A 12,555-nucleotide genomic window follows, 5' to 3' on the forward strand; every position below is an offset into this window, starting at 1 on the left:
TGCGAATCACTCTCGATTAGCCTCGTCGATCCGCCACAAACGGATTGGTTAAACGCTCGTGACCGATGGTCGACATCGGCCCGTGGCCGGGCACGAACTGCATGTCATCGGGCAGGCTCCAGAGTTCGCGCTGGATGGCATCGATCAGGGTTTGGTGATGCCCCATGGGAAAGTCTGTGCGGCCAATCGAACCAGCAAACAGCACATCGCCCACAAAACTCACGCGCGCGGCCTCCGAGATAAACACCACATGACCCGGCGTATGGCCAGGGCAGTGCCGCACCTGCAGGGTCTCAGCGCCAACACAAACTTCATTGCCCTGCTCCAGCCAGCGCGTCGGCGTGAACGGGCGCGAGGCCGGAAAACGGAACATGCGCGACTGATCTTCGAGTCGGTCTATCCAGAACTGATCACCCACATGCGGCCCCTCAATAGGCAAATGCAGACGCTCGGCTAATTCCGCAACGGCTCCGGCATGATCGATATGCGCATGGGTGACCAGCAGCTTGGTCAGTGTCACGCCTTCCTCGGCCACGGCCGCCAGCATGCGCTCTATGTCGCCACCGGCATCCACCAGTGCTGCTTCGCGCGTGCTGTCACACCAGATCAAACTGCAGTTCTGCTCAAATTGGGTCACCGGCAAAATACGAAAACGCAGGGCCATGATTTAGTTCTCCACGGGCTGATTCGGTGCGCTGATTTCAGCCGCCGCTGGCGGACGCAACGCAGGCTTTAGGCGGATATAGAGCGTCTTTTGGACTCGAGCAACGACCTCGCCGGCCTCATTGACCACTTCAACGGGCAAGACCGGGCGTATCGCTTTACCTGTCGCTGCTTGGGCGCGAAAGTCCGCAATCTGCTCGACGCTAAGTCGAAAGCGGGCATAAACCGTACCGCGCCCGGGCGATATAAAATCAATGTGCGCAGCCTGGTCCCAGACCACATGATCTTTCGCTAAATGCTGCATGAGCATGAGCATGTAGAAGGGGTCGGTCATACTGTACAAACTACCGCCGAACTGTGTGCCGACGTAATTGCGGTTAAAACGCGTCAGGCGCATGCGCACATCAATTTCGGTGTAATCGTCGTTAATCCGCTCTATGTGTACGCCAGCCCCGAGAAAAGGGAAGTACAGGTTCATCATCCAACGTAAGACAGCCGGTTTCATCGTGCAGGACCTCAGGTATCATGCAGGCGGAATTTTTATCGGGAGCAAAGCTACCATGCCATCCATGGATGTTGTGTCTGAACTCGAAGTTTTCGAGGTCAATCATGCCGTGCAAAACACGGTAAAAGAAATTGCCACACGCTTCGACTTTCGTGGCTCTGAGGTCAAGGTTGACTTCAATGAAAAAAATAAGGAAATCAAACTCAGTGCGGAGTCAGACTTTCAGGTCGATCAAGTGCGCGCCATGCTGGAAGCGCACCTGATGAAGCGCAAGCTTGATCCACAAGTCATGGACCCGCAAAAAATTGAGGCGTCGGGCAAGTACATGAACCAAGTCATCAAGCTCAAAGATGGCTTGGATTCCGACACCGCGAAAAAGGTCGTGAAGCTGCTCAAGGAAAATGGCTACAAGGTCCAAGCCAGCATTCAGGGCGACAAAGTGCGCGTGACTGATAAGAAGCGTGATGCCCTGCAAGACGTCATGGCATTTTTGCGTCAGCAGACACTGGGCTTGCCGCTCCAGTTCAATAACTTCAAAGACTAACGTCAACTCGCCGCTGTGCTTGCCGATAAGCCAGCGGCGTCAGCCCTGTCCAACGCCGAAACACGCGTGAAAAATTCGAGCTATCGCGGAAGCCTAGGCTAGTGGCAATGGCTTTAACCGAGGCCGACGTGTTGGCTAGGGCGTGTTGCGCACGACGGCTACGCTCCTCATCCAGTAAGTGCTGATAACTACCCCCTTGCTGACTGAGACGCGCTCGTAATGTGCGCACAGGCAATCCCAGCAACACAGCCATCTCGTTCAAACTGGGCAGTGCGTCACGCTGCTGGCTCAGCGCATGGCGCACCCCATCGGTAAAGGCTCCCCGCGCTAACAACACATCCATGCGGGCATTAATTTTTGCCAGTATGTCGGCATGGGCTTGCGCATCGGCACTGGCGATGGGGCGATCCAAAATATCGTTGGGAATGCTCAGGCCATTGAAGCTGGCATTGAAATGCACGCCACCTCGGCAATGGCTCAGTAAGGCCTCGGCAAATGAAGGGGGCGGACTCATCAAGTGTACCGACAGGCGCTCTGCCTCTTCGCCCAGCAAACCTTCACAGATATTAAATGCCGTGGCCAACAGCAGCGTCATCACAAACGCTTCATCCATGGGTAAGTCGTTAAACAACTCCAGCGCCAAGGTCAGCCGGTCTCGACGCTGGCTTTGATGCATCAGCACAAAGGGAGCCACCGTGGCCATGTATTCGTAATAAAGCGCAATGACCTCGCGCAGATTCGCGGCGGTCAGCGTGGCTTGGCCCAGCAATCCGTGAGCATTCGGCGGCAAACATTGGGCGTAACGCAGGGATAAATCTGGCGCTGCCGTGAGTTGCTGAGCGCGCACAAACAGCGCAAATACCTCACTGATTGGCACCAATAATTCAGGCTTCGCCAAAGACTCTGCACTGAGCTGCGTCGCGCTCAAGAGCTTTTCTGGCGGAATTTGCCACTGGCTTTCACACAGTTTAAGCAGCTTTCTGGGATAGGCCGCGATGGTAACCAAACGCGGGGAATTCGCCGACATGTCGCGTTCTCGCTAAAACAATGGTGCCAGCATAACAGAGCTCGACTTGACCGATACGGTGTCAGTTTGCGTCAACTCAGCCAGTCCAAGACCGCGTATTTTCGGGCAAGCTGTAGCCACTTTGTCTAACCGAGCTCGCACCATGCAGATGATCGAAAACAACCTAACTCGCCTCATGCGCCCCTTAGCCAAGCTGCCCAGCAATCTGCGCATTTCCACGCTCTCGTTTATTCTCGGCAAGGTCGTGCCGTTTGTGGGCACCAGCAGTTTGCGATACGAAGAAGTGACGCCGACACGCGTGGTCGTCTCCATTCGTAATCGTCGCCCGGTGCAAAATCACATCAAGGGCGTACATGCGGCCGCGATGGCCCTTCTCGCCGAAACCGCAACAGGCTTTGTGGTGGGCGTGAACCTCAGCGATGACAAGCTGCCACTCATCAAAAGCCTACACGTCGACTTTAAGCGTCGCACCGTGGGTGACATGCGTGCAGTGGCATCGCTCAGCGAAGAGCAAGTGGCGATGATTCGTAGCAATCCCAAAGGCGAGCTGCTGGTTCCGGTCACCGTTACCGATGAATCCGGCGAAGAGCCGATTCAATGCCAAATGCTCTGGGCCTGGGTCAGCAAAAAATAAGATCAGTAGTGCGGCGGTGGCGGCTCGTCCGCCTCGTCAGCCATCTGTGACGGCTGCAAGGTTTTCATCTGCTGATAGAGCAGACGCATTTCCGCCTGCATTAAATCAATCTGCTGTTGTTGCTGTGCCACGGTGCGGTTCAGCGCCTCCAGCAGATCATCTTGAAAGGCTAGCTTCACTTCTAGCTCCGTAATTCGCGCATCCATCTCTGCATTTCGCCTTTGACTTGCCAATAGGCGTAATTGTACGGCTTATGAGCAGCTCAGGTTTGCTAGAATGCGCGCTCTCTTTTGCAGCACTTCGGCGTAATTCAATGGCTTTGCTTTCCCTGCGTGATGTTTCTGTGGCCTTTGGTGGCCCTCACCTGCTCAATAAGGCGGCGTTCAGCCTGGACCGGGGTGAGCGTGTTTGCGTCATCGGTCGTAATGGTGAAGGCAAGTCGACCTTGTTCAAAGTCATCGCCGGCGAGATCCTGCCCGATGGCGGCGAGCTGGTGCGCCAGCAGGGCCTGCGTATCGCTACCATGATGCAAGAAGTGCCTCGCGACTGGGTCGGCACGGTGGAAGACATCGTCTCCGGCGGCCTGCAAGAGCATCCGGACATGGTCGGTCAGCTCGAAGACTGGGAAATTCAAACCAAGGTCGCGAAAATCACCACGCGACTAGAGCTGGACCCGTATGCCGACTTCGCCAGCTTATCCGGCGGTCGTAAACGTCGCGTGCTACTCGCGCGCGCACTCATTACCGAGCCGGATATTCTGCTGCTCGACGAGCCCACCAACCACCTCGACATCCGCTCCATTACGTGGATTGAGCAGTTCCTGCTGGGCTGGAATGGCACACTTTTATTCATCACCCATGACCGCAGCTTTTTGGCGGCCGTGGCCACGCGTATTGTTGAGCTCGATCGCGGCACGCTGCGCAGCTTTCCCGGCAACTACGCGCTGTACCTGGAGACCAAGGCAGCGCAGCTGATTGCCGAAGAGCATCAGAGCGCGGTCTTCGACAAGAAGCTGGCGCAGGAAGAAGTCTGGATTCGTCAGGGCATTAAGGCGCGCCGTACCCGCAACGAAGGCCGTGTTCGCGCACTGGAGCAGCTGCGCCGGGATCGCGCCGCGCGTCGCGAACGGGTCGGCAAGGCTAACCTCGCCATCAGCGATGCCGAACGCTCCGGTAAGCTGGTCATGGAAGCGACCGGTCTGAGCAAAACCCTCGGCGGCCTGACGCTGGTGAAGGATTTCGATGCCGTGGTCATGCGCGGCGACAAAATCGGCCTGATCGGTGACAACGGCGTCGGCAAGACCACGCTGATCAATCTGCTGCTGCAGAAAATCGAGCCCGATGCCGGCTCGGTACGCCACGGCACACTGCTGCAAGTGGCTTATTTCGATCAGCTGCGTGCCCAGCTCGACCCCGAGCGCAGCGTTATCGACAACGTGGTGGAAGGCTCGGACTTCATCGAGATCAACGGCCAGCGCAAGCATGCGCTGTCGTATCTGCAGGACTTCCTGTTCTCGCCGCAGCGTGCGCGCACGCCGGTGAAGGCGCTGTCCGGCGGCGAGCGCAACCGCCTGCTGCTGGCCAAGCTGTTCACGCGCCCGACCAACCTGCTCATCCTCGACGAGCCCACCAACGACCTGGATGTGGAAACACTGGAGCTGCTCGAAGAGCTGCTGGTGAGCTATCAGGGCACGCTGCTGGTCATCAGCCATGACCGCGCCTTCCTCAATGAAGTGGTGAGCAGCACCTGGGTCTTCGAGGGCGATGGCCAGGTCAATGAATACGTCGGCGGCTACGATGACTGGTTGCGCCAGCGGCCGACGCAAACTGCCGTGTCGCTGCCCGGCAAGCCGGCGGCCCCGATGGCCGCAAATACCGCGGCCAGCCCCGCAGCCGCCACCCCGGCCAAACGCAAGCTCAGCTACAAGGAGCAGCGCGAACTCGACAGCATTCCCACCGAAATCGCCGCACTGGAAGCTGAGCAAGTGGCCGCTAATGCCGCCCTCGCCGATGGCTCGCTCTACGTCAGCGACAGCACCCGAGCTGCCAAGCTGAGCCAGCGCCTGAGCGAGATCGACGAGCGCCTGCTGCATTTGTTGGAGCGCTGGGAAAGTCTCGGCGGCTGAGGCTTGACCCATTAGTCACGAATAGGCAAGCTCCTGCGACCCGCCGAACTGAATCGGCTCGCTTGCTCGCAGGAACTGCCCTCGTCATGACATCTTTGCTCCTTGCCAACCCGGCCCTCGAACTCGTGCCAGCCCCCTGGCAACTTAGCGGCCAAGGCTATGCCTTCCTGATGAAAATGCCGGAAGACGTGCTCGCCAACTGTCCGTTCACGCCCACGGGCCTGCGTAAAAGCCGCCGCAGCCCACTGTCATTGGCGATGCTGGTGGACTACCAAAGCAGCGCCGTCGGCCCCTATCAAGAACTGTTGTTTATTCCCGGCACATTCGACTTCGGCAACGGTGAGCGTCAGCCCAGCATCTCGCGCATTTATGTGTCTTCGCAGGCCTCTGTACTGAATGGCCGGCGCAACTGGGGCATCCCCAAAGATCGTTGTGATTTCGCGGTATCACTGAATGACGAAGGCATCGATCGCGCCGTGCTCACTGCCGATGACGGTCGCCGCATTGCCGAAATGACCCTAAGCAGTAGCGGCCCAGCCCTGCCGCTGCCGGCTCATTGGCTGCCCGCCGCGTGGCGCACGCTTGCGCAAGTCTGGGAAGGCAAGGTGTTCACCCTCGCCCCTAGCGCGCAGGGCAAGTGCCGCGCCGCGAAAGTGTTGGACTGGCATTTTGACCCCGAATTGTTTCCCGATCTCGCGCGCGGTCGCTGCCTGGCGGCGGTAAAGATCCCGCAATTCACCATGACCTTTCCGGAGCCTGTGATGCGGACTTGGCATGGCTAAGATGTTGGCATCATGCACTGTTGCACATCAGTAAACAATCTGCCAGGATGGCATCATGATCAAGAGCTTCAAGCACAAGGGATTGGAAAAGTTCTTCACCACGGGAAGCACCACAGGTATTCAGCCGAGTCATGTGCGTCGCTTGGAAGAACGATTACAAGCCTTGCATACCGCGACGATGATCGACGACATGGACTTGCCAGGCTGGCGCTTGCACGAACTGAAAGGCAATCGAGCCGGGCAATGGTCAATTACGGTGAGCGGCAATTGGCGTGTCGTCTTTGAATTTATCGATAGCCACGCTTATGTAGTGAGTTACGAGGATTACCACTAATGACTATTCAACAGCACAAGCCCATGCACCCCGGCGAATTTATTGCTCGCGTTTACATGGAACCTTTCGCGTTAGGTTCGAATGCGTTATCACGCCAGCTGAAAGTGAGCCCAGGACTCGTGAGCCGGCTCATTAATGGCAAGACCGATGTATCTCCTGCAATGGCGCTCAAGCTCTCCAAGGTGCTCGGACGGTCGCCAGAAAGCTGGTTGCTAATGCAGGACAACTACAACCTATGGCTCGCTCGCCAACAAATAGACCTCAGCGAATACGAAAGCATTCAGTTTGTTGCTTAGGTTTTAGGGCATCAATCGCGATGCCCACGCTCCGTCCACCACAGCTGCGTGAGCATCCACAGCCAATAACCAGTACAGCCGATAAGGCTGAGCAAGCCCAACACGTGCATGCCCAAAATATGCGGCCCTTGCTCGAGCTGCATCATCATGCCACTGACCAAAAACAGGCCCGCCAAGAGCACGGCGCGGGCTTGGCGATGGCTGGCGCGCTCTAAGCGATTAACCAGTTTGGATAGCTCCTCAACTTGCATAGGCGGCGGCCCGGCATAGTTGCCGCCGTTGCCATGCAACCCTTGCGTGCCCGGGTGATACAGTCGCTCCACCGCATCCAACGCGCGCGAACGCACGGCACGGGCCAGCACTTTTGGGCTGTAGCGATTCGCCAATGTGCGCCTAAGCAACGGCATGGCCTCGTCCATGAGTTGAAAGTTCGGATCTATAAGGCGACCGAAACCCTCCAAGGTCACACAGGCCTTGGCCAGCAGTGTTAACTCACTGGGCAAGCGCAAATTGTAATTACGCAACACCGCCGCGATGGCATTGAGCAAGGCCGTAATGTCGAGCTCCGCCATGGGAACACCATCAAATTGCTCAATCAGCGTGGTCACTTCCGAGAGCAGACCTTCGCGATTGATGTATCGCCCCGCCGACCACTCAACCAAGACTTGGGTGACGGTATCGGGCTCTTGCAGGGCCACACCGCGAATCATGCGGATGAGCTGATCGCGCCGCGTCGCGGTGAGCTTGCCGACCATGCCGAAATCGAGCATGGCGATGCGGCTACCGGGCAGAATGAGGAAGTTGCCAGGGTGCGGGTCGGCATGAAAGAGCCCGTCCTCCAGCATCATTTTCCAGATCGCCTGCGCTCCCCGACGGGCAATAAGTTTGCGATTCAGTCCAGCTCGATCAATTTCTTCAATACTTTTCGCCGGAATCCCGCGAATAAACTCCTGCACGTTCAAGTCTTCGCACGTCCATTCCCAATAGATACGCGGCACCACCAGCCAATCTAAATGACGCAGGTTTTCCCGCATGCGATCGGCACTGCGCGCCTCCACCGTAAAGTCCAGCTCGCGCAGTAATGACGCCTCGAATTCCTGCACAATTTCAATGGGCTGATAGCGCCGTAACTCTGGCGATTGCGCCTCAGCAATCTCGGCCAATTTGCGCAATAGCCGCAGGTCTGCCTGAATCTTTTCTTCCACACCCGGGCGGCGAATTTTCAGCACCACCTCTTGGCCAATCGGCGTCACCGCCCGATACACCTGAGCCATGGAGGCCGTACCCACCGGCTTTTCATCGATTTCACGGAAGCAGGCGCTGACCTTGGCACCCAAACTGCGTTCCAATTGCTGCTTAAGCTGGGAAAAAGGCACGGCAGCGGCTTGATCCTGGAGCTTCTCTAATTCGGTAATCCATTCGGCTGGCAGCAAATCCACGCGTGTAGCGAGAATTTGGCCGAGCTTCACGAAGGTCGGCCCCATGGCTTCCAAGGCTAATCGAGCACGGGCTTCGCTGGGCAAGCGGCGAATATCGGGGGGCAGATCTTGGCGCAACCAACGCTTTAGTAAGCCGGCACGATTCTCTAGATGCAGCCAGCGCACCAGGTCATCAAAGCCATATTTAAGCAGGATGGAGATAAGCTCGCGCAGGCGGCCAAACTCACGCGCACTGGAAAAGAAATTCATGAAGGGGCATCCCGATTTTTCTCGTTATGCCCCGAGTGTAGCGGAACTTAGGCGGTTCTACTTAAAGAGCAGCGTGATACGCCCCCGACAGCTCGACCACGGCGTTAATAAACGCGCCAGCGTGAGCAGGATCGACATGCTGATCGATGCCATGCCCCAAATTGAAGACATGACCACTGCCCTGACCGTAGCTACTGAGAATGCGCGCCACTTCGTCATGAATACGCGCCGGTGGTGCAAACAGCATGGATGGGTCCATGTTGCCTTGTAACGCAACACGGCTGCCCACGCGCTGACGCGCTTGGCCTAGGTCGGTGGTCCAGTCCAGGCCGAGGGCATCGGCACCCGTCTCGGCCATCGCCTCCAGCCACTGCCCACCGCCCTTGGTGAACAGAATCACCGGTACGCGACGACCATCATGTTCACTAATGAGTCCGTTGACGATCTGCTGCATATAAGCGAGCGAGAACTCCTGATACGCCGCGTGCGACAGTGCGCCGCCCCAGGAATCGAAGATCTGCACAGCTTGTGCACCCGCCAAAATCTGCGCATTCAAATAAGACGTGACCGATTGCGCGAGCTTGGCCAGCAACGCGTGCAGCACGGCAGGCTGCGTCACCATCAGCGTCTTCGCCGCGCGGAAATCCTTCGATGAGCCGCCTTCGACCATATAGGTCGCCAGCGTCCACGGGCTGCCGGCAAAGCCAATCAGCGGCACGCGGCCATTGAGCTCGCGGCGAATCGTGCGCACGGCATCCATAACGTAGCCGAGGTCTTTTTCGGGATCGGGAATGGGCAGCGCATCAACGTCTGCCTGTGAGCGCACGGTCTTAGCAAATCGTGGACCTTCGCCGGTCTCGAAATACAGGCCCAGCCCCATGGCATCGGGAATGGTGAGAATGTCGGAGAACAGAATGGCGGCGTCCAGCGGGTAGCGATCCAGCGGCTGCAAGGTCACTTCGCAGGCCAGCTGCGGATTCATCATGAGCTTCATGAAGTCGCCGGCCTGAGCGCGCGTTGCACGGTACTCGGGCAAGTAGCGTCCGGCTTGGCGCATCATCCAAACGGGCGTGCGATCTACCGGTTGTCGCAGCAAAGCGCGCAGAAAGCGGTCATTCTTCAAGTCAGACATGGATACTCTCAAGACAGGTTCGTGCACTCGATGTGCAGCCATTTTAGGGCTATTGTAGCATTCGCACGATTTGACATTCGCTACGCAGCAGGAGATTCGTCATGCAACGCACGAAGACTATTCGCAACGCACTCGCCCTCGTCCTTGGCGCACTGGTGTTGACCGGCTGCGCCACCCGCGAACGCTACGAAAATGAACTGCAAGGCTGGGTCGGCTCCAACATTAAGGTGGTGATGGACGCCTGGGGCTACCCATCGGGCAGCTTTGAATCGCCGACCGGCAATCTCGTGTATGTCTGGGATAAGCAAGGTAGCTATACCGTGGCACCCACCATTTCAACGTCAATATTTACCGGCTCACGCGGTAGTGGTTTTGGTACCGGCGTGGGTTTTGGCTTTGGTGATCGTGTGGGTTTGTTGCGCTGCCAAACTTACTTTGAAGTGGATAAGGCAAAAACGATTCTGAGCTGGAAAACGCAGGGGAATGATTGTCGGAAGTAAGGCATCTTTACTCTCGACAATCATTCCTCCGCTCTCTAATTAAAACGCATAGCTCAACACCAACCAGGCCGTGATGGCGTTGTCGCGCGGGTCGGTCTCGGGTTCTCCGCCGGTGAGACGGTGAGCCAGCACCCCTTCCACATTGAGCGGGCCGAGGCTGTAGCGAACACCCGCACCGGCACCGGTGAGGCTGCGACGGTTTTTACCGGCATTGGTGGGCTTGTGCTCTAGGCGAACGCGACCAGCATCGAAGAAGACGAACGGGGCGAGCTTGCTGCTGGCTTGGTAGCGTACTTCGAACTGGCCGAGTTGGCCTTCATCGCCGGTGCCTTCGCCAGTGACATAAGCGCGTACCGAGTTCGGGCCACCGATGCTGAAGCTCTCTGAGCTGTCGAGGTTCTCACCGGCGCGCTGGGCGTTGATGCGGGCATAGACACTGAGGTTGTCGAACACGCGCTGCAGGCGCACCACATCGGCGTTGAGGCGGCTGAAGCGGCCATTGGTGAGCGCCAGGTCGGGTACGGGGCCGCTGAAGCGACCGTTAGCCCATTCCACTTGGCCATAGGTCACACCACGGCGATCGCTGCGATCAAAGTTGAGGCCTAGCACCGTGCTTTTGCTTTGGCGGGATTGGCGGGCATTCACCGACTGCTGTTCATCGAAGAAGCGTTTGTGTTGGCTTTGCAGCGAGGCCGTGAGGTTGGCGGTGCGGCTGCGAATGAGCGGATAGCTGATGCCCGCAGCAGTGGTCTGAGCACGGCCACTGGCTTGCAGGTTGGCGAACTCACGACCCAGGCGATAGGCCGTGCTGCTGTAGCTGGCCGTAGCGCGCAGACCACTGCCGCCGAGCGGCAGGCTGTAGCCGACATTGGCTGAGTTCAGGCGGGCATCGCTGGCCATGACGCTGTAAGTGAGTTGGTCACCGAACATCAGGGGGCTGTTAATGACCACATTGGCACGGGCTTGGTAGTAGCCGGTGTAGCGATTGCCGTGGTTGCTCACGCTGACATTGCCGCTGACCTTAGGCGTCGGCGTGAGGGTGACCTCGAGATCACCGGTGCCGATGGCGCTGCCGGGCTTGATAACGGGTAATACATCATAGCCGGGCTGGTCATCGAGGATGAGGGTTTGGCGCTCCAAGTCTGGGGCGTAGATGGGGGTGCCCGCTTTCAAGGGTTTCAGGAAGCGCTGCGCTTGCGCAGAGCGGCGCGGGCTGTCGGCCTTGGCGGTGCGGGCACCGTAGTTGCCTTCAAACACCTGTAAGGTCAGCACACCATCGCGAAATCCGTTTTGCGGCACAAAGACCTTGGCGAAAGCATAGCCTTGGTCGCGGTAGTACGCCGACACCTGATCAGCCAAGTTGTACAGCGCGGCGAGGTCGAGTGATTGACCCAAGGCTGGCTGCACAAAGGCTTGCAGTTGAGCTGTCGTGAACACGGTGTTGCCGGTGAAGTTCACGGACTTTAAGACCACGGCTGGGCCACCGGCCATCACGCTATCGCGACTGACTGACGGTAGCGCCACGGTAACGCCGGGTGTGGGTGCTTTCACCGGCGCTTGCAGTTCGCGAGTGAGGCGGCCAGCGTCGGGGGCGATGCCGGGGAGTGCTGCGTTAGCCAGCGTGGCACTGCTCAACAGGGGCAACGCCAAGGCCAGCGACAGCGCGGAGGCCAGCGGGGTACGGGTGTGCAACATGAACGCATCCTTGAACAAGGTCATGATTAATTCTCTTCCTGCTGACCAGCTGGCAATTTAATGCCGCCGTTAACCACGATGAGCTGGGCCGGGCCGCTGGCACGGGTTTGATTTGCCGCGATGATGAACGGTGCAACATCGCCGCTGCGCTCCTCCATCGCCTCTTGCTCGATTTGCAGGTCGAGTTTGGGCTCTAGAGTTTGGGCATTGGCAATGGCCACATCGGCAATCGGCTGGCTGATGGTGAGCTGGGCTGGCGTGAAGCCATCGATGAGATAGTTCTCGTTAGCCAAGCTGCCTTGCGTAATGTCATACAAGCCCGCGGCCTCACCCGCTTCACGCGTGAGTGAACCTGCCAGTACATCACCGTCAAGTAAGCCCGTGACAGTAAACGTCAGCTTGGGGTCAGCTGCGCCAACGGTCTTGGACTGCTTATCGGCAATGACTTTTACGCCGCCGAGTTTGGTGATGTCGGCCGTGGTCGTGACCGGGGTTGTGGCCAGAATGTAGTTCTTGGCTTCCACACCGCTCAGCGAAGTGCCGTTCAGGGTCACCGTCTTGTTCGCTTCTGCGTCCTTGTCGCTAAAGGTTGCACCGGTGTTGCCCAAGGTGACCTTGCTCTGGTCAGCC

15 protein-coding genes are annotated in these 12,555 nt (G+C 58.0%); 7 read left to right on the forward strand and 8 right to left on the reverse strand.

What is annotated here, in order from left to right; all coding sequences use genetic code 11:
- Nucleotides 1-16: 16 nt before the first annotated feature.
- Together AC14IB_RS06500 and AC14IB_RS06505 are read right to left on the reverse strand one after the other, a co-directional pair.
- Complete coding sequence (locus tag AC14IB_RS06500) at nucleotides 17-664, reverse strand: MBL fold metallo-hydrolase (RefSeq protein ID WP_484231112.1); 648 nt, start codon at nucleotides 662-664, stop codon at nucleotides 17-19.
- 3 nt (nucleotides 665-667) lie between these two features.
- Nucleotides 668-1,168: a DUF4442 domain-containing protein gene (locus AC14IB_RS06505; protein WP_484231113.1), complete on the reverse strand. Its 501-nt coding sequence runs from the start codon at nucleotides 1,166-1,168 to the stop codon at nucleotides 668-670.
- 55 nt (nucleotides 1,169-1,223) lie between these two features.
- Here AC14IB_RS06505 and AC14IB_RS06510 point away from each other — a divergent pair, with 55 nt between their 5' ends.
- Nucleotides 1,224-1,712, forward strand: a complete 489-nt coding sequence (locus AC14IB_RS06510) for a YajQ family cyclic di-GMP-binding protein (protein WP_068860529.1) — start codon at nucleotides 1,224-1,226, stop codon at nucleotides 1,710-1,712.
- Here AC14IB_RS06510 and AC14IB_RS06515 read toward each other — a convergent pair.
- A complete protein-coding gene (locus tag AC14IB_RS06515) occupies nucleotides 1,702-2,739 on the reverse strand; it encodes an AraC family transcriptional regulator (RefSeq protein WP_484231114.1) in 1,038 nt (345 codons plus the stop codon). The genes AC14IB_RS06510 and AC14IB_RS06515 overlap by 11 nt on opposite strands.
- Nucleotides 2,740-2,881: 142 nt before the next feature.
- Here AC14IB_RS06515 and AC14IB_RS06520 point away from each other — a divergent pair, with 142 nt between their 5' ends.
- On the forward strand, nucleotides 2,882-3,373 hold the full coding sequence (locus tag AC14IB_RS06520) for a DUF4442 domain-containing protein (RefSeq protein WP_484231115.1): 492 nt from the start codon (nucleotides 2,882-2,884) through the stop codon (nucleotides 3,371-3,373).
- A gap of 2 nt (nucleotides 3,374-3,375) precedes the next feature.
- Here AC14IB_RS06520 and AC14IB_RS06525 read toward each other — a convergent pair whose 3' ends face one another.
- The gene (locus AC14IB_RS06525) at nucleotides 3,376-3,579 is read right to left on the reverse strand and encodes a SlyX family protein (RefSeq protein WP_484231116.1); all 204 of its coding nucleotides are present in this window, start codon (nucleotides 3,577-3,579) and stop codon (nucleotides 3,376-3,378) included.
- Between the two features lie 107 nt (nucleotides 3,580-3,686).
- Here AC14IB_RS06525 and AC14IB_RS06530 point away from each other — a divergent pair, with 107 nt between their 5' ends.
- From AC14IB_RS06530 to AC14IB_RS06545, 4 genes are all read left to right on the forward strand, one after another.
- Nucleotides 3,687-5,498 carry an ATP-binding cassette domain-containing protein gene (locus AC14IB_RS06530; protein WP_484231117.1) on the forward strand — a complete coding sequence of 604 codons (1,812 nt, stop codon included), beginning with the start codon at nucleotides 3,687-3,689 and terminating at the stop codon, nucleotides 5,496-5,498.
- 86 nt (nucleotides 5,499-5,584) lie between these two features.
- Nucleotides 5,585-6,280: an acetoacetate decarboxylase family protein gene (locus tag AC14IB_RS06535; protein ID WP_484231118.1), complete on the forward strand. Its 696-nt coding sequence runs from the start codon at nucleotides 5,585-5,587 to the stop codon at nucleotides 6,278-6,280.
- Between the two features lie 55 nt (nucleotides 6,281-6,335).
- Nucleotides 6,336-6,614, forward strand: a complete 279-nt coding sequence (locus AC14IB_RS06540; protein ID WP_484231119.1) for a type II toxin-antitoxin system RelE/ParE family toxin — start codon at nucleotides 6,336-6,338, stop codon at nucleotides 6,612-6,614.
- The gene (locus AC14IB_RS06545) at nucleotides 6,614-6,910 is read left to right on the forward strand and encodes a HigA family addiction module antitoxin (protein WP_484231120.1); all 297 of its coding nucleotides are present in this window, start codon (nucleotides 6,614-6,616) and stop codon (nucleotides 6,908-6,910) included. Before AC14IB_RS06540 ends, AC14IB_RS06545 begins: the two co-directional genes overlap by 1 nt.
- 11 nt (nucleotides 6,911-6,921) lie before the next feature.
- On the opposite strand, the gene AC14IB_RS06550 is transcribed toward AC14IB_RS06545, so the two are convergent.
- Both AC14IB_RS06550 and hemE read right to left on the reverse strand, forming a co-directional pair.
- The gene (locus tag AC14IB_RS06550; protein ID WP_484231121.1) at nucleotides 6,922-8,598 is read right to left on the reverse strand and encodes an ABC1 kinase family protein; all 1,677 of its coding nucleotides are present in this window, start codon (nucleotides 8,596-8,598) and stop codon (nucleotides 6,922-6,924) included.
- 61 nt (nucleotides 8,599-8,659) lie between these two features.
- Complete coding sequence (hemE, locus tag AC14IB_RS06555; protein WP_484231122.1) at nucleotides 8,660-9,730, reverse strand: uroporphyrinogen decarboxylase; 1,071 nt, start codon at nucleotides 9,728-9,730, stop codon at nucleotides 8,660-8,662.
- A 101-nt stretch (nucleotides 9,731-9,831) separates the two neighbouring features.
- On the opposite strand from hemE, the gene AC14IB_RS06560 reads away from it, so the two are divergent.
- Nucleotides 9,832-10,230, forward strand: coding sequence for a hypothetical protein (locus tag AC14IB_RS06560; protein ID WP_484231123.1), 399 nt, complete (start codon nucleotides 9,832-9,834; stop codon nucleotides 10,228-10,230).
- A 39-nt stretch (nucleotides 10,231-10,269) separates the two neighbouring features.
- Here the strand turns inward: AC14IB_RS06560 and AC14IB_RS06565 are convergent, their stop codons facing one another.
- Together AC14IB_RS06565 and AC14IB_RS06570 are read right to left on the reverse strand one after the other, a co-directional pair.
- Nucleotides 10,270-11,949, reverse strand: a complete 1,680-nt coding sequence (locus AC14IB_RS06565) for a ShlB/FhaC/HecB family hemolysin secretion/activation protein (RefSeq protein ID WP_484231124.1) — start codon at nucleotides 11,947-11,949, stop codon at nucleotides 10,270-10,272.
- A gap of 2 nt (nucleotides 11,950-11,951) precedes the next feature.
- A partial coding sequence (locus AC14IB_RS06570; RefSeq protein ID WP_484231125.1) for an MBG domain-containing protein occupies nucleotides 11,952-12,555 on the reverse strand: 604 nt, incomplete at its 5' end.

The sequence above is a fragment of the Perlucidibaca sp. genome (genome assembly GCF_057084925.1).

Coding starts and splice junctions, on each gene's coding strand:
- AC14IB_RS06500 (WP_484231112.1), bottom strand. CDS start 664: ATGGCCCTGCGTTTTCGTATTTTGCCGGTGACCCAATTTGAGCAGAAC.
- AC14IB_RS06505 (WP_484231113.1), bottom strand. CDS start 1,168: ATGAAACCGGCTGTCTTACGTTGGATGATGAACCTGTACTTCCCTTTT.
- AC14IB_RS06510 (WP_068860529.1), top strand. CDS start 1,224: ATGCCATCCATGGATGTTGTGTCTGAACTCGAAGTTTTCGAGGTCAAT.
- AC14IB_RS06515 (WP_484231114.1), bottom strand. CDS start 2,739: ATGTCGGCGAATTCCCCGCGTTTGGTTACCATCGCGGCCTATCCCAGA.
- AC14IB_RS06520 (WP_484231115.1), top strand. CDS start 2,882: ATGCAGATGATCGAAAACAACCTAACTCGCCTCATGCGCCCCTTAGCC.
- AC14IB_RS06525 (WP_484231116.1), bottom strand. CDS start 3,579: ATGGATGCGCGAATTACGGAGCTAGAAGTGAAGCTAGCCTTTCAAGAT.
- AC14IB_RS06530 (WP_484231117.1), top strand. CDS start 3,687: ATGGCTTTGCTTTCCCTGCGTGATGTTTCTGTGGCCTTTGGTGGCCCT.
- AC14IB_RS06535 (WP_484231118.1), top strand. CDS start 5,585: ATGACATCTTTGCTCCTTGCCAACCCGGCCCTCGAACTCGTGCCAGCC.
- AC14IB_RS06540 (WP_484231119.1), top strand. CDS start 6,336: ATGATCAAGAGCTTCAAGCACAAGGGATTGGAAAAGTTCTTCACCACG.
- AC14IB_RS06545 (WP_484231120.1), top strand. CDS start 6,614: ATGACTATTCAACAGCACAAGCCCATGCACCCCGGCGAATTTATTGCT.
- AC14IB_RS06550 (WP_484231121.1), bottom strand. CDS start 8,598: ATGAATTTCTTTTCCAGTGCGCGTGAGTTTGGCCGCCTGCGCGAGCTT.
- hemE (WP_484231122.1), bottom strand. CDS start 9,730: ATGTCTGACTTGAAGAATGACCGCTTTCTGCGCGCTTTGCTGCGACAA.
- AC14IB_RS06560 (WP_484231123.1), top strand. CDS start 9,832: ATGCAACGCACGAAGACTATTCGCAACGCACTCGCCCTCGTCCTTGGC.
- AC14IB_RS06565 (WP_484231124.1), bottom strand. CDS start 11,949: ATGACCTTGTTCAAGGATGCGTTCATGTTGCACACCCGTACCCCGCTG.